Source organism: Streptomyces sp. NBC_00873 (genome assembly GCF_045207415.1).
GTDB lineage: Bacteria > Actinomycetota > Actinomycetes > Streptomycetales > Streptomycetaceae > Streptomyces.
On the sequence record NZ_CP108803.1, the window covers coordinates 3,896,043 to 3,911,696 of the forward strand.

A 15,654-nucleotide genomic window follows, 5' to 3' on the forward strand; every position below is an offset into this window, starting at 1 on the left:
TTGCTTCAGTGCGTCAGACGCGACGGCGCTTGGGCGGCCGGCATCCGTTGTGCGGAGTGGGGGTGACGTCCTGGATCGAACCGACCTCGAGGCCGGTGGCCTGGAGGGAGCGGATCGCGGTCTCGCGGCCGGAGCCCGGACCCTTGACGAAAACGTCAACCTTGCGCATGCCGTGCTCCTGCGCGCGGCGGGCGGCCGACTCGGCGGCCATCTGCGCGGCGAAGGGGGTGGACTTGCGCGAGCCCTTGAAGCCGACGTGGCCGGCGGAGGCCCAGGAGATCACGTTGCCCGAGGGGTCCGTGATCGAAACGATCGTGTTGTTGAACGTGCTCTTGATGTGCGCGTGGCCGTGAGCAACGTTCTTCTTTTCCTTGCGACGCACCTTCTTGGCTGCGCCCTGACGTCCCTTGGGGGGCATGTCTTTACTCCAGATGGAGAGGGGAGGTGATCGGTCCTACAGCGAAGACCGCTGGATGCTGCAACGGCCCGGGGATCCGGACTGCCGCAGTGCGTCCGCTGAGGACTACTTCTTGCCCGGCTTCTTCTTACCGGCGATCGCGCGACGCGGACCCTTGCGGGTACGAGCGTTCGTGCTGGTGCGCTGGCCGTGGACCGGCAGGCCGCGGCGGTGACGCAGACCCTGGTAGCAGCCGATCTCGACCTTGCGGCGGATGTCGGCCTGAATCTCGCGACGGAGGTCACCCTCGGTGCGGAGGTTGGCGTCCACGTACTCGCGGATCTTGACCAGGTCCTCTTCGGCCAGGTCGCGAACGCGCGTGTTCGGGTTCACACCCGTGGTGGCGAGGATCTCCTTGGACCGGGTGCGCCCGATACCGAAGACGTAGGTGAGGGCAACCTCCACGCGCTTTTCGCGCGGGATGTCAACACCTGAAACGCGTGCCATTCAATGGCTCCAGTTGTTATTTCGGGGGTCTTCCGCAGTACCACTCCCGGCCGCCGACCGCTCCCGAAAGGGAAGCGGTGGTACGCCCGGGTCCCCGGCCCCCGCCGGAGGTGTCGTCAGCCGAAGCTTGGACGGGCACTGCGTATGTACGTATTACGTGCGTCGCGCGAAGTGCTGCGAGATGCAGGGGGTCGTGCGTCAGCCCTGGCGCTGCTTGTGGCGCAGGTTGTCGCAGATGACCATGACCCGACCGTGACGGCGGATCACCTTGCACTTGTCGCAGATCTTCTTGACGCTCGGCTTGACCTTCATGGGATGTCAGGTTCTCCGGGTCAGTGCCACCACCCCGCCGCAGCAGGGCGTGGGCAAGATCTACTTGTATCGGTAGACGATCCGGCCACGCGTCAGGTCGTACGGAGACAGCTCCACCACGACGCGGTCATCCGGGAGGATGCGGATGTAGTGCATCCGCATCTTGCCGCTGATGTGCGCGAGGACCTTGTGACCGTTCTGGAGTTCCACCTTGAACATGGCGTTCGGGAGGGACTCGATCACGGTGCCCTCAATTTCGATGGCACCTTGCTTCTTGGCCACGCTTCGCCTTTCGAATCGGCTACCTTGATCGACTCTCCGCTCCGTATGCGGACACACGGATGCACGAGAGCCGACGAGTCAGTCTACGTCAGCGGACCCCAAAAGACGAATCCGTCAAGTTTGCCCATCGGAGTAGATCCTTAGACCTGCCCGGGGGCGCGTTCCCGGCCGGTGGGGCCCGCTCAGCCCAGCGGGTCCGGCGCGGCCTGGATCCCGTACTCCGCCAGCTTCGCGCGGCCGCAGTCGGGGGCCGTCAGGACCAGGGGGCCCTGTTCGGTCAGGGCGATCGAGTGCTCCCAGTGCGAGGACCAGGTGCCGTCGGTCGTGATGACCGTCCAGTTGTCCTGGAGCACCTCGGTCTGCGGCGTACCGAGCGAGACCATCGGCTCGATGGCCAGGCAGACGCCGGGAACCAGCTTGATGCCCTTGCCGCGCTTGCGCGCGACGTAGTTCAGCAGGTGCGGGTCCATGTGCATCTCGGTGCCGATGCCGTGGCCGCCGTAGTCCTCGATGATCCCGTACTTGCCGGTGGCCGGACGCGGCTGGCGGCGGATGTAGGACTCGATCGCCTTCGAGATGTCGACGAGGCGGTTGTTCACCTTCATCGCCGCGATCCCGGCCCACATGGACTCCTCGGTCACCCGGGACAGCTCGATGAGCTCCGGAGCGTGACCGGTGCCGACGAACGCCGTGTACGCCGCGTCGCCGTGCCAGCCGTCCACGATCGCGCCGGCGTCGATGGAGATGATGTCGCCGTCCTTGAGGACGGTCTTCTCGTCCGGGATGCCGTGCACGACGACCTCGTTGACCGAGGCGCAGATGGTCGCGGGGAACCCGCCGTACCCGAGGAAGTTCGACTTCGCACCGTGGTCGGCGATCACCTTGCGTGCGACCTGGTCCAGGTCGTGGGTGGTGGCGCCGGGCACCGCCGCCTCGCGGGTGGCCGCGTGGATGGCAGCGACCACCAGCCCCGCCTCACGCATCTTCGCGATCTGCTCGGGGGTCTTGATCTGCACCATTGCGCGGCGCCTCTCTGCATCGAACGGGAACGGCTGCGGCGTACTCCACGATACGGCGCAAACAGACGGCCACGGCGCCCAAGGACGCCGCGGCCGTCTGTACAGGTATTACGGGGGTTCCTCAGTCCTCGCGGACCTTCTTGAGGGCTTCCATCGACCGCTTGGTCACGTCCTCGACCTTGCCGAGCGCCGAGATCGTGACCACCAGGCCCTGGGCCCGGTAGTAGTCGATGATCGGCTCGGTCTGGGTGTGGTAGACCTCGAGCCGGGTCCGGACCGTTTCCTCGGTGTCGTCGTCGCGCTGGTACAGCTCGCCGTCGCAGGTGTCGCAGACACCCTCGGTCTTCGGCGGGTTGTACGTCACGTGGAAGACGTGCGCGCTGTCGTTGCGGCAGATACGCCGGCCCGCGATGCGCTTGACGACCTCGTCCTCGGGGACCTCCAGGTCGAGAACCGCGTCCAGCGTCACGCCCTCGCTCTTGAGCATCTCGTCGAGCGCCTCGGCCTGGCCCACGTTGCGCGGGAAGCCGTCGAGCAGGAAGCCGTTCACGGCGTCCGGCTGGGACATGCGGTCCTTGGCCATCGCAATGGTGACCTCGTCCGGCACCAGCTGCCCCGCGTCCATGTAGGCGCGGGCCTGCTTACCAAGGTCGGTGCCCTGGCTGATGTTGGCGCGGAAGAGATCGCCCGTGGAGATGTGCGGAATCGACAGGTTCTTGGCAAGGTACGCAGCCTGCGTTCCCTTGCCGGCACCGGGCGGCCCGACGAGGACGATTCGCATCAGCGGAGGAACCCTTCGTAATTGCGCTGCTGGAGCTGACTCTCAATCTGCTTCACGGTCTCCAGACCCACACCCACGATGATGAGGATGCTCGTCCCGCCGAACGGGAAGTTCTGGTTAGCGCCGCCGAAGCCTGCCAACGCCATCGTCGGCACGAGAGCGATCAGACCCAGGTACAGCGAGCCCGGCCAAGTGATCCTGTTGAGCACGTAGCTCAGGTACTCGGCAGTAGGTCGACCAGCCCGGATACCCGGGATGAACCCACCATACTTCTTCATGTTGTCGGCGACTTCCTCGGGGTTGAACGAAATCGCCACATAGAAGAAGGCGAAGAAGACGATCAACAGGAAGTACGCCGTGATGTAGTACGGGTGGTCACCCTTGACGAAGTGATCCTTGATCCATGTGGCCCAGCCCGCGGTGGAGTTGGAGAACTGGACGACCAGGGCCGGAATGTAGAGCAGCGAAGAAGCGAAGATGACGGGAATCACACCCGCCTGATTCACCTTCAGCGGGATGTACGTGGACGTACCGCCGTACGACCTGCGGCCGATCATGCGCTTCGCGTACTGCACCGGGATACGGCGCTGGGCCTGCTCGACGAAGACCACGAGGGCCACCATGACGAAGCCGACCAGGATGACGGTGCCGAACTCGATCCAGCCGTCCGCCAGCTTGCCGCTCTGCTTGATGGCCCACAGGGCGCCGGGGAAGCTGGCAGCGATCGAGATGAACATCAGGATCGACATGCCGTTGCCGATGCCGCGGTCGGTGATGAGCTCACCGAGCCACATGACGGCAGCGGTGCCCGCGGTCATGGTGATCACCATGACGATGGTCGTGAAGATCGAGTGGTTCGGAACGATCTGGTCGGCGACCGGGCAGCCGCTGAACAGCGCGCCGCTGGTGGCGGTGGCCACCAGGCCGGTGCCCTGGAGGATGGCGAGCGCGACGGTCAGATAACGCGTGTACTGCGTGATCTTGGCCTGGCCGGACTGCCCCTCCTTCTTGAGCGCCTCGAGTCGGGGAATGACCACGGTCAGCAGCTGAAGGATGATGCTGGCCGTGATGTACGGCATGATGCCGAGCGCGAAGATCGTGATCTGCAGCAGTGCACCACCGCTGAACATGTTCACCAGGCCGAAGAGGCTGTTGTTGCCCTTACTTGCCTGGTCAACACAGGTCTGGACGTTCTCGTAGCTCACTCCCGGTACCGGGATGTGCGCCCCGAGCCGGTAGAGCACGATGATGCCGAGCGTGAAGAGCAGCTTCTTGCGCAGGTCGGGCGTCTTGAACGCCCGGGCGAACGCGGTGAGCACGGTGCCTCCTGCGACCCCCGCGCAGAGCGAGAGGTGACGGTCTTGAGGATCGACAAATACGAAACAGTCAAAGATTCCCGGGCATGCGCCCGGGGGTTACCACAGCAACAATGCACGCCACCTTACCGGCGACCATGCCCCCCTAGGAACGACCAACCGGGGATGCCCCAAATAAGAGGCATCCCCGGTCGGATGTTCAAGCCATCGAGTTGTCCGACTTGTCTCAGACGAGCTCAGTGACGGTGCCGCCGGCGGCGGCAATCTTCTCCTTGGCGGAGCCGGAGACGGCGTCAACCGAAACCTGCAGCGCCACGGAGATCTCGCCCTGTCCGAGGACCTTGACGAGGTGGTTGTTGCGCACCGCACCCTTGGCGACCAGGTCGGCCACCGTGACCTCTCCACCCTCGGGGTAGAGCGTCGCGAGCTTGTCCAGGTTCACGACCTGGTACTCGGTGCGGAACGGGTTCTTGAAGCCCTTGAGCTTCGGGAGACGCATGTGGAGGGGCATCTGGCCACCCTCGAAGCGCTCCGGAACCTGGTAGCGGGCCTTCGTGCCCTTGGTACCACGACCAGCGGTCTTACCCTTGGACGCCTCACCACGACCCACACGGGTCTTGGCGGTCTTGGCGCCCGGGGCAGGCCGGAGGTCGTGAGCCTTCAGCGGCTTGTTCTCCGCCATGTCAGTCGACCTCCTCAACCGTCACGAGGTGGCGGACGGTGTTAGCCATGCCGCGGAACTCGGGGCGGTCCTCCTTGACAACCACGTCGTGCAGGCGCTTGAGCCCGAGCGAACGAAGGGTGTCGCGGTGGTTCTGCTTGCTGCCGATGTACGACTTCGTCTGCGTGATCTTGAGGCGAGCCATTACGCACCCGCTCCCGCACGTGCACGGAGCAGAGCCGCGGGGGCGACGTCCTCGAGGGGCAGACCACGGCGAGCCGCGATCTCCTCGGGACGCTGCAGGCCCTTGAGGGCCGCCACGGTCGCGTGCACGATGTTGATCGCGTTGGACGAGCCAAGCGACTTCGACAGGATGTCGTGAACGCCGGCGCACTCCAGAACGGCGCGCACCGGGCCACCGGCGATAACACCGGTACCGGGGGAAGCCGGCTTCAGCAGCACGACACCCGCGGCCCGCTCACCCGTGATCGGGTGAGGAATGGTGCCCTGGATACGCGGAACCTTGAAGAAGTTCTTCTTGGCTTCTTCCACGCCCTTGGCAATGGCCGCGGGAACTTCCTTGGCCTTGCCGTAACCGACACCGACGGTGCCGTCACCATCGCCCACCACGACCAGCGCGGTGAAGCTGAAGCGACGACCACCCTTCACAACCTTGGCGACGCGGTTGATCGCGACAACGCGCTCAACGTACGCGGTCTTCTCGGCGGCAGCTGCGCCGCCGTCACGGCCCTTCCGGTCCCGCCGCTCGCCGCCACCGGCACCGCTTCCGCGGCGCTGGGGTCCAGCCATTGGATTTACCTCTCTCTGTTACGTCCGCTGTGCGTAGGAACCGGGGCTTAGAACTTCAGCCCGGCTTCACGGGCGGCGTCAGCCAGAGCGGCAATCCGCCCGGCGTACTGGTTACCACCGCGGTCAAACACGACGGCCTCGACGCCTGCGGCCTTGGCACGCTCGGCGACCAGGGCCCCGACCTGCTTGGCCAGGGCGCTCTTGTCACCCTCGCCACCACGGATGGACACGTCCAGGGTCGACGCCGACGCGAGCGTGTGGCCCGCGATGTCGTCGATGACCTGAGCGACCATGTGGCGGTTGGAACGCGTCACGACCAAGCGCGGACGCTCCGGCGAACCGGAGATGTGCTTGCGGACACGAATGTGACGACGCTTGAGGGCTGCACGCTTGTACGCGTCGCCCTTGGCGATCTTTACACCGTATGCCATGGCTACTTACCCGCCTTTCCGACCTTGCGGCGGATGACCTCGCCGGCGTACTTGACGCCCTTGGCCTTGTACGGGTCAGGCTTCCGCAGCTTGCGGATCTTGGCCGCGGTCTCGCCGACCTTCTGCTTGTCGATGCCCTCGACGGAGAACTTCGTGGGGGACTCCACCTTGAAGGTGATGCCCTCCGGGGCCTCGATCAGGATCGGGTGGCTGTAGCCCAGGGCGAACTCCAGGTTGGAGCCCTTCGCCTGGACGCGGTAACCGACACCACTGATCTCGAGCGCCTTGATGTATCCCTGGGTCACACCGGTGATCATGTTCGCCACCAGCGTGCGGGACAGGCCGTGAAGGGCCTTGTTCTGACGCTCGTCGTTCGGGCGGACGACGTTCAGGACGCCGTCCTCACCCTTGGTGACCTCGATCGGCGCGGCAACGGTGTGCGAGAGGGTGCCCTTGGGGCCCTTCACCGCGACCGTACGGCCATCGATGGTGACGTCCACACCGGCGGGAACCTGGATGGGGAGCTTGCCGATTCGCGACATGAGCTATTCCTCCGTTCCCGACTACCAGACGTAGGCGAGGACTTCCCCACCTACGCCCTTCTTGCTGGCCTGCTGGCCGGTCAGGAGACCGTGGGACGTGGAGATGATCGCCACGCCCAGGCCGCCGAGAACCTTCGGCAGGTTGGTGGACTTTGCGTATACACGCAGACCCGGCTTCGAGATTCGCTTGATGCCGGCGATCGAGCGCTCGCGGTTCGGGCCGAACTTCAGCTCGAGGACGAGGTTCTTGCCGACCTCGGCGTCCTCGACCTTCCAGCCCGTGATGAAGCCCTCCTGCTGGAGGATCTCCGCGATGTGCGACTTGATCTTGCTGTGCGGCATCACGACGTCGTCGTGGTACGCCGAGTTCGCGTTACGCAGACGCGTGAGCATGTCTGCGATGGGATCAGTCATGGTCATGAATTGGCCTTCGGCCTCTCTCGCCGGGGTTTCCTGTATGCGCCATCCCTCTCCCCACTCAGTGGTGGGACGGGTGCGGTGCGGGGACCTACGGCGTAGTAAGTCGGTCCAGGGCGGCAGGCGCCCAACCCGTCAAGCCTACGGCATGAAGAGCCGGACTCCTGCCGACCAGATACTTACCGAGAGCTTCCGGGTAGTCCCAACGCCCAAAAGGGCGAAGGAGAATTACCAGGAACTCTTGGTCACGCCCGGCAGCTCTCCACGGTGAGCCATCTCACGAAGGCACACGCGGCACAGGCCGAACTTGCGGTAGACGGAGTGGGGCCGGCCGCAGCGCTGGCAGCGGGTGTACCCGCGAACGCCGAACTTCGGCTTACGGGCGGCCTTAGCGATCAGAGCCTTCTTCGCCACGGTCAGTTCTCCTTGAACGGGAAGCCGAGGTGACGAAGGAGGGCACGACCCTCGTCGTCATTGGTCGCCGTGGTGACCACGGTGATGTCCATGCCCCGGACCCGGTCGATCTTGTCCTGGTCGATCTCGTGGAACATGACCTGCTCCGTGAGACCGAAGGTGTAGTTGCCACGGCCGTCGAACTGCTTCGGCGACAGGCCACGGAAGTCACGGATACGCGGCAGCGCGAGCGACAGCGTACGGTCCAGGAACTCCCACATCCGGTCACCACGGAGGGTGACGTGGCAGCCGATCGGCTGACCCTCGCGCAGCTTGAACTGCGCGATGGACTTGCGGGCCTTGGTGACGGCCGGCTTCTGGCCCGTGATCGTGGTGAGGTCGCGCACGGCGCCATCGATCAGCTTGGAGTCGCGGGCGGCGTCGCCCACACCCATGTTGACCACGATCTTGACCAGACCGGGAACCTGCATGACGTTCTCGTAAGAGAACTCCTCACGCAGCTTGCCGGCGATTTCCTCGCGGTAGCGCGTCTTGAGACGCGGCGCAGTGGTGGCAGTCATCAGATGTCCTCACCGGTCCGCTTGGCAACGCGGATCTTCTTGCCCTCGTCGTCAAAGCGGTAGCCGACGCGGGTGACGACCTTGTTGCCGTCCTTCTCCACGATCAGCTGAACGTTGCTGACGTGAATCGGGGCCTCGGTGGTGACAATGCCACCGGTCTGCGAGCCGCGAGCCGTCTGACCGGCCTTCGTGTGCTTCTTGACCCGGTTGACACCCTCGACGAGGACGCGGTTCTGCACGGGGTAGGCCACGATGACCTTGCCCTGCTTGCCCTTGTCCTTACCGGTGATGACCTGAACCAGGTCGCCCTTCTTGATCTTCATGCTTACAGCACCTCCGGCGCGAGCGAGATGATCTTCATGAACTTCTTCTCGCGCAGCTCACGGCCCACCGGGCCGAAGATACGGGTGCCGCGGGGGTCGCCGTCGTTCTTCAGAATGACGGCGGCGTTCTCGTCGAAGCGGATGTACGAGCCATCCTGACGACGACGCTCCTTGACGGTGCGAACGATGACGGCCTTGACGACGTCACCCTTCTTCACGTTGCCACCGGGGATCGCGTCCTTGACGGTGGCGACGATGACGTCACCGATGCCCGCGTAGCGGCGACCCGAACCACCGAGAACACGGATGGTGAGGATTTCCTTCGCACCCGTGTTGTCGGCGACGCGAAGTCGCGACTCCTGCTGGATCACGTCTATCTCCTGATCGTCTGCCGGTTCCCGGCGGGGTTCGAACCCTGAACGGGTCGAACCCCACCGAGCCTGGCGGAACTTGCCTGAGGGGAATGCCCCTCAGGAATTACTTGGCCTTCTCGAGGATCTCGACGACGCGCCAGCGCTTCGTCGCAGACAGCGGCCGGGTCTCCATGAGGAGGACACGGTCGCCGACGCCCGCAGCGTTCTGCTCGTCGTGAGCCTTCAGCTTGTTCGTACGGCGGATGACCTTGCCGTACAGGGCGTGCTTCACGCGGTCCTCGACAGCGACGACGACAGTCTTGTCCATCTTGTCGCTGACGACGAGACCCTCACGGGTCTTGCGGAAACCGCGGTCGGTGTTCGTCTCAGTCACAGTCTTCTCGCTCATCAGGCGCTCTCCACCGTCTCGATGCCCAGCTCGCGCTCGCGCATCAGGGTGTAGATCCGGGCGATGTCCTTACGGACGGACTTGAGCCGACCGTGGTTCTCGAGCTGCCCGGTCGCCGCCTGGAAGCGGAGATTGAACAGCTCTTCCTTGGCCTCGCGGAGCTTGTTGAGGAGCTCCTCGTTGCCCAGCTCGCGCAGCTCGGACGCCTTGGTACCGGCCGACATCACGACTCACCTGCCTCGCGCCGAACGATCCGGCACTTCATCGGAAGCTTGTGAGCAGCGCGGGTGAGCGCCTCACGAGCAATCTTCTCGTTCGGGTAGGACAGCTCGAACATCACCCGACCGGGCTTGACGTTCGCGATCCACCACTCGGGAGAACCCTTACCGGAACCCATGCGGGTCTCGGCAGGCTTCTTCGTCAGGGGGCGGTCCGGGTAGATGTTGATCCAGACCTTGCCGCCACGCTTGATGTGGCGGGTCATCGCGATACGAGCTGCCTCGATCTGGCGGTTCGTCACGTACGCCGGGGTCAGCGCCTGGATGCCGTACTCGCCGAACGCAACCTGCGTGCCACCCTTGGACATACCGCTGCGCTTCGGGTGGTGCTGCTTGCGGTGCTTGACCCTACGGGGGATCAGCATTTCGGTCAGGCCTCCGTTCCGGTGCTCTCAGCCGGAGCAGCGGCGGCGGGAGCGTCGGCCTTGGGGGCCTCGGCTGCCGGCGCGGACTGCTGCGGCTTGCGACCGCGACCGCCACGCTCGCCACCGCGGCCACCGCGGCCGGCCGGGCGGTCAGCGCCGCCACGGGCCGGGCGGTTGCCAGCGCGGGCAGCAGCGTTCTCGGCGCGGACCTCGGCGATGTTCTTGACGTCGCCCTTGTAGATCCAGACCTTCACACCGATACGGCCGAAGGTCGTCTTGGCCTCGAAGAAGCCGTAGTCGACGTTCGCACGGAGCGTGTGCAGGGGCACACGGCCCTCGCGGTAGAACTCCGAGCGGGACATCTCGGCGCCGCCGAGGCGGCCACCGCACTGGATCTTGATGCCCTTGGCGCCGGCCTTCATCGAGCTCTGCATGCTCTTACGCATCGCACGACGGAAGGAGACGCGGGAGGAGAGCTGCTCGGCGACGGCCTGGGCCACCAGCTGAGCGTCCACCTCGGGGTTCTTGACCTCGAGGATGTTCAGCTGGACCTGCTTGCCGGTCAGCTTCTCCAGCTCGCCACGGATGCGGTCGGCCTCGGCGCCACGGCGACCGATGACGATGCCCGGGCGGGCGGTGTGGATGTCAACGCGGACGCGGTCGCGGGTGCGCTCGATCTCAACCTTCGAGATGCCGGCCCGCTCCATGCCCTTCGTCATCATGCGACGAATGGCGACGTCTTCCTTGACGTAGTCCTTGTACAGCTTGTCGGCGTACCAACGGGACTTGAAGTCCGTGGTGATGCCGAGCCGGAACCCGTGCGGGTTTACCTTCTGGCCCATTACCGGGTTCCTTCCTTGCTGCTGACGACCACGGTGATGTGGCTGGTCCGCTTACGGATCCGGTAGGCACGGCCCTGAGCACGCGGACGGAACCGCTTCAGGGTCGGGCCCTCGTCCACATACGCCTCGCTGATGACCAGCGAAGAGGCGTCGGTGTGGTCGTAGTTGTGTGCAGCGTTGGCAATGGCGCTGTCCAGCACCTTGCCAACCGGCACGCTCGCGGCCTGCGGGGCGAAACGCAGGACCGCCTGAGCCTCCGTGGCATCCATGCCACGGATGAGGTCCACCACGCGGCGGGCCTTCATGGGCGTGACGCGGATGTACCGCGCCTGGGCCCTGGCTTCCATGGTTGTCCCTTCGGTGTAAGTCATAGTCAGTCACCCCGCGTTAGCGGCGCTTCGACTTCCGGTCGTCCTTGACGTGGCCGCGGAAGGTGCGAGTCGGCGAGAACTCGCCGAGCTTGTGGCCGACCATCGACTCGGTGACGAACACCGGGACGTGGATCTTGCCGTTGTGCACCGCGATGGTGTGACCCAGCATGGCCGGGACGATCATCGAGCGACGGGACCAGGTCTTGATGACGTTCTTGGTGCCTGCCTCGTTCTGTACGTCCACCTTCTTGATGAGGTGGCCGTCGACGAAGGGCCCCTTCTTGAGACTGCGCGGCATCTAAACCCGCTCCTAGCGCTTCTTGTTCGTCTTGCGGCGGCGGACGATGTACTTGCTCGATGCCTTCTTCGGCGAGCGAGTACGACCCTCCTTCTGACCCCACGGCGAGACCGGGTGGCGACCACCGGAGGTCTTGCCCTCACCACCACCGTGCGGGTGGTCAACCGGGTTCATCGCGACACCGCGGACGGTCGGGCGAACGCCCTTCCAGCGCATGCGGCCGGCCTTGCCCCAGTTGATGTTCGACTGCTCGGCGTTGCCGACCTCGCCGATCGTGGCGCGGCAGCGGGCGTCGACCAGGCGGATCTCACCCGACGGCATACGAAGGTGGGCCATGGTGCCCTCCTTCGCCAGCAGCTGCACGGAGGCACCCGCGGAACGGGCGAACTTCGCGCCGCCGCCGGGCCGCAGCTCGATGGCGTGGATGGTCGTACCGACCGGGATGTTGCGCAGCGCCAGGTTGTTACCGGGCTTGATGTCGGCCGTCGGGCCATTCTCGACCCGGTCGCCCTGCGTCAGTCCACGCGGCGCGATGATGTAGCGCTTCTCGCCGTCCGCGTAGTGCAGGAGCGCGATGCGCGCGGTGCGGTTGGGGTCGTACTCGATGTGCGCGACCTTGGCCGGCACGCCGTCCTTGTCGTGACGACGGAAGTCGATCACTCGGTAGGCGCGCTTGTGGCCACCGCCCTGGTGGCGAACGGTCACACGACCGGCGTTGTTACGGCCGCCCTTGCTGTGCAGGGGGCGGACCAGCGACTTCTCCGGCGTGGACCGCGTGATCTCGACAAAGTCGGCGACGCTGGAGCCACGACGGCCCGGGGTCGTCGGCTTGTACTTGCGGATACCCATTTCTCAGTCCTCGTCCGATTCCGGACGACTCGACCTCCGTCAGGAGGTCGGGCCGCCGAAGATGTCGATACGGTCGCCCTCGGCGAGGGTCACGATGGCGCGCTTGGTGTCAGCGCGCTTGCCGAAACCGGTCTTGGTGCGCTTGCGCTTACCCTGCCGGTTGATCGTGTTGACCCCGGTGACCTTGACCGAGAAGACCGCTTCCACGGCCTGCTTGATCTGGGTCTTGTTGGAGCCGGGCGCGACGATGAACGTGTACTTGTTCTCGTCGAGCAGCGCGTAGCTCTTCTCGGAAACGACCGGCTTGACGAGAACGTCGCGCGGGTCCGTGAAGGTCTTGCTGGTTACGGTCGCCTCGCTCATCAGGCGTCGCTCCCTTCGGTCTCATCGGCCTTGGGGCCAGACACGAAGGACTCGAAAGCGGCCTGGGTGAAGACCACGTCGTCGGAGACGATCACGTCGTACGTGTTGAGCTGGCCCGGCTCCAGGATGTGCACCTGGGGCAGGTTGCGGGCGGACAGCCACGCGGCCTCGTCGGCGCGGTCGACGATCAGGAGCAGGTTCTTGCGCTCCGAGATCTTGCCGAGCAGCGTCTTCGCGGCCTTCGTGGAGACTGCACCGTCGACCACGCCGGTGACGACGTGGATACGGGAGTGGCGTGCCCGGTCGGAGAGGGCACCGCGCAGGGCGGCGGCCTTCATCTTCTTCGGGGTGCGCTGCGAGTAGTCACGCGGCTGCGGACCGTGGACGACGCCACCGCCGACGAACTGCGGTGCGCGGGTCGAACCCTGGCGGGCGCGGCCGGTGCCCTTCTGGCGGTACGGCTTGCGGCCACCACCACGGACTTCGCCGCGACGCTTGGTCTTGTGCGTGCCCTGACGGGCAGCAGCCAGCTGAGCGACAACGACCTGGTGGATCAGCGGAACGCTGGTCTTCGCGTCGAAGATCTCCGCGGGGAGCTCGACGGTACCGGCCTTGTCGCCTGCCGGCGAAAGGATGTCAATGGTGCTCATTACCTCAAGCCCCCTTGGCCGCGGTACGGACCAGGACGAGGCCGCCGTTCGGACCGGGGACTGCGCCCTTGATGAGGAGCAGACCCTTCTCCGCGTCAACCGCGTGGATGGTCAGGTTCTGGGTGGTGACACGCTCGTTGCCCATGCGACCCGCCATGCGCATGCCCTTGAAGACACGGCCGGGGGTGGCACAGCCACCGATGGAGCCGGGCATGCGGTGCACACGGTGGGCACCGTGGGACGCCTTGCCACCCTTGAAGTTGTGACGCTTCATCACACCGGCGAAGCCCTTGCCCTTGCTCTTGCCCGTGACGTCAACCTTGACGCCGGACTCGAACACTGCGGCAGTGACCTCCTGGCCCAGCGTGTACTCGCTGGCGTCAGGGGTGCGGAGCTCCACCAGGTGGCGGCGCGGGGTCACGTCGGCCTTGGCGAAGTGGCCCTTGAGGGGCTTGTTCACCTTGCGCGGGTCGATCTCGCCGAAGGCGATCTGGACCGACTCGTAGCCGTCGCTGTCGTTGGTGCGGACCTGGGTGACGACGCAGGGCCCGGCCTTGACGACGGTCACCGGGACGACCCGGTTGTTCTCGTCCCAGACCTGGGTCATGCCGAGCTTCTCGCCCAGGACGCCCTTAATGTTCTTAGCCATCTCGCGCGTCACCTCAGAGCTTGATCTCGATGTCGACGCCGGCCGGCAGGTCGAGACGCATCAGCGAGTCAACCGTCTTCGGCGTGGGGTCGAGGATGTCGATGAGGCGCTTGTGCGTGCGCATCTCGAAGTGCTCGCGCGAGTCCTTGTACTTGTGCGGCGACTTGATGACGCAGTACACGTTCTTCTCAGTGGGCAGCGGCACCGGGCCCGCGACCGACGCACCAGTGCGGGTCACCGTCTCGACGATCTTCTTCGCCGAGGAGTCGATGACCTCGTGGTCGTAGGCCTTGAGCCGGATGCGGATCTTCTGTCCCGCCATGGCTACTAGTAGTCCTGTCTCTCGTAACGCTCTGGAACCCGGGGGTTCTCATAACTCCTCCTCCGACCCACGCGGTCGGGCGTGTCGCATCCCCTCTACGCAGATCTCCCGAAGGATTTCCCAACCAAGGGGGTGCGGGCCGTGGACCGCGCTGTGCTCAATCAAGAGCGTCGGGGGTGGAACACCCACCGGGTGCCTGGCCGGCGCCCCACTTACGCTTCCCGAAAGATTCCCGTACGTCCGGCCCACATGGGGCCGACGAGTACTGTGGGACTCGCTTCCGGTCCTCCCGGCGGGAGGCGCGCAGCATTGACACTCAACCGAGCAACCTGGTCAGTGTGCCATACGCAGCGGGAGCCTGGCCAATCCGGCCGAAGAGATTACCCCGCGGGTGTTGCGTGTCAAACCGCGCCTCACCCAACGCCCTGCGACGCGGCACCGGGGCGCCGGGAGAGCCGCAGGAGGAATATCCGCTGGAACGCCGCTCCCCCGCCCTCCTACGCTGCCCACGTCATCGACACGGGGGCCTCGACCGTCATGCGTACGCACGCCGGGCTGGACACCGGCGCCTCGGCCCGCTGCCTGGCCGAGGCGCGTGAGGCGTACGCGCTCGGGCGGATCCGCACGGCCGGAGAAGCGGTCGCGGCCACTTGGCGGTGGCGGTCGGGCGCCTTCCCGAAACTGATCCAGATGGTCGGCCCGTCGGGCAGCGGCAAGAGCACGTTCGCCCGGGAGCCGGCCGGGGTGGACACCCGCATCTCCCTGGACGACCTGCGCGAGGCCCGCGGCTCCCGCGCAGACCAGAAGGCCAACGCGGACATCCTGCGCACCGGACTCGGCCGGCTGGACGCCGCGCCGGCCGCCGGCGGGACCGTGGTGTGGGACGCGACCTCACTCAATCAGCAGCGTTCCCTGGTGCACTCCGTCGCCCGGCGCCGGGACGCACTCGTCACCCACGCCGTGGTGCTCGTCGACGAGGACGAGCTGACTCGCCGCAACGCCGCACGCGAGCACCCGGTGCCGCCCCGCGTCCTCGCCGCCCAGCTGCACCGCTTCGGCCCGCCGTACCCGGGCCAGGCGCACCGCACCTGGTGCATCGGGGCAAGTGGGACCATCGAGGAGGAGGCGTAGCC

At 65.8% G+C, this 15,654-nt stretch carries 28 protein-coding genes and 1 pseudogene; 1 reads left to right on the forward strand and 28 read right to left on the reverse strand.

Annotated elements, in window-relative coordinates:
- Positions 1-13: 13 nt before the first annotated feature.
- The 28 genes from rpsK to rpsJ all read right to left on the reverse strand — a co-directional run bounded on the left by rpsK (position 14) and on the right by rpsJ (position 14,521).
- Complete coding sequence (gene rpsK, locus OH809_RS17590) at positions 14-418, reverse strand: 30S ribosomal protein S11 (protein ID WP_003956432.1); 405 nt, start codon at positions 416-418, stop codon at positions 14-16.
- Positions 419-523: 105 nt separating this feature from the next.
- Positions 524-904 (reverse strand): 30S ribosomal protein S13, encoded by a 381-nt coding sequence (gene rpsM, locus OH809_RS17595; protein ID WP_018519286.1) that lies wholly within the window; start codon positions 902-904, stop codon positions 524-526.
- A gap of 198 nt (positions 905-1,102) precedes the next feature.
- Positions 1,103-1,216: a 50S ribosomal protein L36 gene (gene rpmJ / locus OH809_RS17600; RefSeq protein ID WP_003956441.1), complete on the reverse strand. Its 114-nt coding sequence runs from the start codon at positions 1,214-1,216 to the stop codon at positions 1,103-1,105.
- Between the two features lie 60 nt (positions 1,217-1,276).
- Positions 1,277-1,498 carry a translation initiation factor IF-1 gene (gene infA / locus OH809_RS17605; RefSeq protein WP_003956442.1) on the reverse strand — a complete coding sequence of 74 codons (222 nt, stop codon included), beginning with the start codon at positions 1,496-1,498 and terminating at the stop codon, positions 1,277-1,279.
- Positions 1,499-1,680: 182 nt separating this feature from the next.
- On the reverse strand, positions 1,681-2,517 hold the full coding sequence (gene map, locus OH809_RS17610) for a type I methionyl aminopeptidase (RefSeq protein WP_406421493.1): 837 nt from the start codon (positions 2,515-2,517) through the stop codon (positions 1,681-1,683).
- A 121-nt stretch (positions 2,518-2,638) separates the two neighbouring features.
- Positions 2,639-3,298 carry an adenylate kinase gene (locus OH809_RS17615; RefSeq protein WP_406421492.1) on the reverse strand — a complete coding sequence of 220 codons (660 nt, stop codon included), beginning with the start codon at positions 3,296-3,298 and terminating at the stop codon, positions 2,639-2,641.
- Complete coding sequence (gene secY / locus OH809_RS17620; RefSeq protein WP_406421491.1) at positions 3,298-4,617, reverse strand: preprotein translocase subunit SecY; 1,320 nt, start codon at positions 4,615-4,617, stop codon at positions 3,298-3,300. The genes OH809_RS17615 and secY overlap by 1 nt, the downstream gene beginning before the upstream one ends.
- A gap of 223 nt (positions 4,618-4,840) precedes the next feature.
- Positions 4,841-5,296: a 50S ribosomal protein L15 gene (gene rplO, locus OH809_RS17625; protein ID WP_018550610.1), complete on the reverse strand. Its 456-nt coding sequence runs from the start codon at positions 5,294-5,296 to the stop codon at positions 4,841-4,843.
- Between the two features lies 1 nt (position 5,297).
- Positions 5,298-5,480: a 50S ribosomal protein L30 gene (rpmD, locus tag OH809_RS17630; RefSeq protein ID WP_024491595.1), complete on the reverse strand. Its 183-nt coding sequence runs from the start codon at positions 5,478-5,480 to the stop codon at positions 5,298-5,300.
- Positions 5,480-6,085, reverse strand: a complete 606-nt coding sequence (gene rpsE / locus OH809_RS17635; RefSeq protein ID WP_030977962.1) for a 30S ribosomal protein S5 — start codon at positions 6,083-6,085, stop codon at positions 5,480-5,482. Before rpsE ends, rpmD begins: the two co-directional genes overlap by 1 nt.
- Before the next feature lie 47 nt (positions 6,086-6,132).
- Entirely contained in the window at positions 6,133-6,516 is a 384-nt protein-coding gene (gene rplR, locus OH809_RS17640; RefSeq protein ID WP_266982593.1) for a 50S ribosomal protein L18, read from the reverse strand.
- A 2-nt stretch (positions 6,517-6,518) separates the two neighbouring features.
- Complete coding sequence (gene rplF, locus OH809_RS17645) at positions 6,519-7,058, reverse strand: 50S ribosomal protein L6 (RefSeq protein ID WP_406421489.1); 540 nt, start codon at positions 7,056-7,058, stop codon at positions 6,519-6,521.
- 21 nt (positions 7,059-7,079) lie between these two features.
- Positions 7,080-7,478 (reverse strand): 30S ribosomal protein S8, encoded by a 399-nt coding sequence (gene rpsH / locus OH809_RS17650; protein ID WP_030351444.1) that lies wholly within the window; start codon positions 7,476-7,478, stop codon positions 7,080-7,082.
- Positions 7,479-7,703: 225 nt separating this feature from the next.
- Positions 7,704-7,889, reverse strand: coding sequence for a type Z 30S ribosomal protein S14 (locus OH809_RS17655; RefSeq protein ID WP_003948630.1), 186 nt, complete (start codon positions 7,887-7,889; stop codon positions 7,704-7,706).
- A gap of 2 nt (positions 7,890-7,891) precedes the next feature.
- On the reverse strand, positions 7,892-8,449 hold the full coding sequence (rplE, locus tag OH809_RS17660; RefSeq protein WP_006126888.1) for a 50S ribosomal protein L5: 558 nt from the start codon (positions 8,447-8,449) through the stop codon (positions 7,892-7,894).
- Complete coding sequence (rplX, locus tag OH809_RS17665) at positions 8,449-8,772, reverse strand: 50S ribosomal protein L24 (protein ID WP_406421488.1); 324 nt, start codon at positions 8,770-8,772, stop codon at positions 8,449-8,451. Before rplX ends, rplE begins: the two co-directional genes overlap by 1 nt.
- A gap of 2 nt (positions 8,773-8,774) precedes the next feature.
- Positions 8,775-9,143, reverse strand: a complete 369-nt coding sequence (gene rplN / locus OH809_RS17670; protein WP_003966950.1) for a 50S ribosomal protein L14 — start codon at positions 9,141-9,143, stop codon at positions 8,775-8,777.
- A 106-nt stretch (positions 9,144-9,249) separates the two neighbouring features.
- Positions 9,250-9,534, reverse strand: a complete 285-nt coding sequence (rpsQ, locus tag OH809_RS17675) for a 30S ribosomal protein S17 (RefSeq protein ID WP_030977953.1) — start codon at positions 9,532-9,534, stop codon at positions 9,250-9,252.
- Entirely contained in the window at positions 9,534-9,758 is a 225-nt protein-coding gene (rpmC, locus tag OH809_RS17680) for a 50S ribosomal protein L29 (RefSeq protein WP_015035581.1), read from the reverse strand. Before rpmC ends, rpsQ begins: the two co-directional genes overlap by 1 nt.
- On the reverse strand, positions 9,758-10,177 hold the full coding sequence (rplP, locus tag OH809_RS17685; RefSeq protein ID WP_014047785.1) for a 50S ribosomal protein L16: 420 nt from the start codon (positions 10,175-10,177) through the stop codon (positions 9,758-9,760). The genes rpmC and rplP overlap by 1 nt, the downstream gene beginning before the upstream one ends.
- A gap of 5 nt (positions 10,178-10,182) precedes the next feature.
- Positions 10,183-11,019, reverse strand: coding sequence for a 30S ribosomal protein S3 (gene rpsC, locus OH809_RS17690; RefSeq protein ID WP_037688007.1), 837 nt, complete (start codon positions 11,017-11,019; stop codon positions 10,183-10,185).
- Entirely contained in the window at positions 11,019-11,366 is a 348-nt protein-coding gene (gene rplV / locus OH809_RS17695) for a 50S ribosomal protein L22 (protein ID WP_004571827.1), read from the reverse strand. Before rplV ends, rpsC begins: the two co-directional genes overlap by 1 nt.
- 40 nt (positions 11,367-11,406) lie before the next feature.
- Positions 11,407-11,688 (reverse strand): 30S ribosomal protein S19, encoded by a 282-nt coding sequence (gene rpsS / locus OH809_RS17700; RefSeq protein ID WP_003966956.1) that lies wholly within the window; start codon positions 11,686-11,688, stop codon positions 11,407-11,409.
- Positions 11,689-11,700: 12 nt separating this feature from the next.
- Positions 11,701-12,537 (reverse strand): 50S ribosomal protein L2, encoded by an 837-nt coding sequence (rplB, locus tag OH809_RS17705; protein ID WP_266982598.1) that lies wholly within the window; start codon positions 12,535-12,537, stop codon positions 11,701-11,703.
- A gap of 39 nt (positions 12,538-12,576) precedes the next feature.
- Positions 12,577-12,900, reverse strand: coding sequence for a 50S ribosomal protein L23 (rplW, locus tag OH809_RS17710; RefSeq protein WP_037688005.1), 324 nt, complete (start codon positions 12,898-12,900; stop codon positions 12,577-12,579).
- Complete coding sequence (gene rplD, locus OH809_RS17715; protein WP_359106592.1) at positions 12,900-13,550, reverse strand: 50S ribosomal protein L4; 651 nt, start codon at positions 13,548-13,550, stop codon at positions 12,900-12,902. The genes rplW and rplD overlap by 1 nt, the downstream gene beginning before the upstream one ends.
- A gap of 4 nt (positions 13,551-13,554) precedes the next feature.
- The gene (gene rplC, locus OH809_RS17720; protein WP_030914132.1) at positions 13,555-14,199 is read right to left on the reverse strand and encodes a 50S ribosomal protein L3; all 645 of its coding nucleotides are present in this window, start codon (positions 14,197-14,199) and stop codon (positions 13,555-13,557) included.
- A 13-nt stretch (positions 14,200-14,212) separates the two neighbouring features.
- Positions 14,213-14,521 carry a 30S ribosomal protein S10 gene (gene rpsJ, locus OH809_RS17725; protein WP_003948644.1) on the reverse strand — a complete coding sequence of 103 codons (309 nt, stop codon included), beginning with the start codon at positions 14,519-14,521 and terminating at the stop codon, positions 14,213-14,215.
- Positions 14,522-15,070: 549 nt separating this feature from the next.
- Here rpsJ and OH809_RS17730 point away from each other — a divergent pair.
- A pseudogene (locus OH809_RS17730) lies at positions 15,071-15,652 on the forward strand (AAA family ATPase); the annotation flags it as partial.
- Positions 15,653-15,654 lie beyond the last annotated feature (2 nt).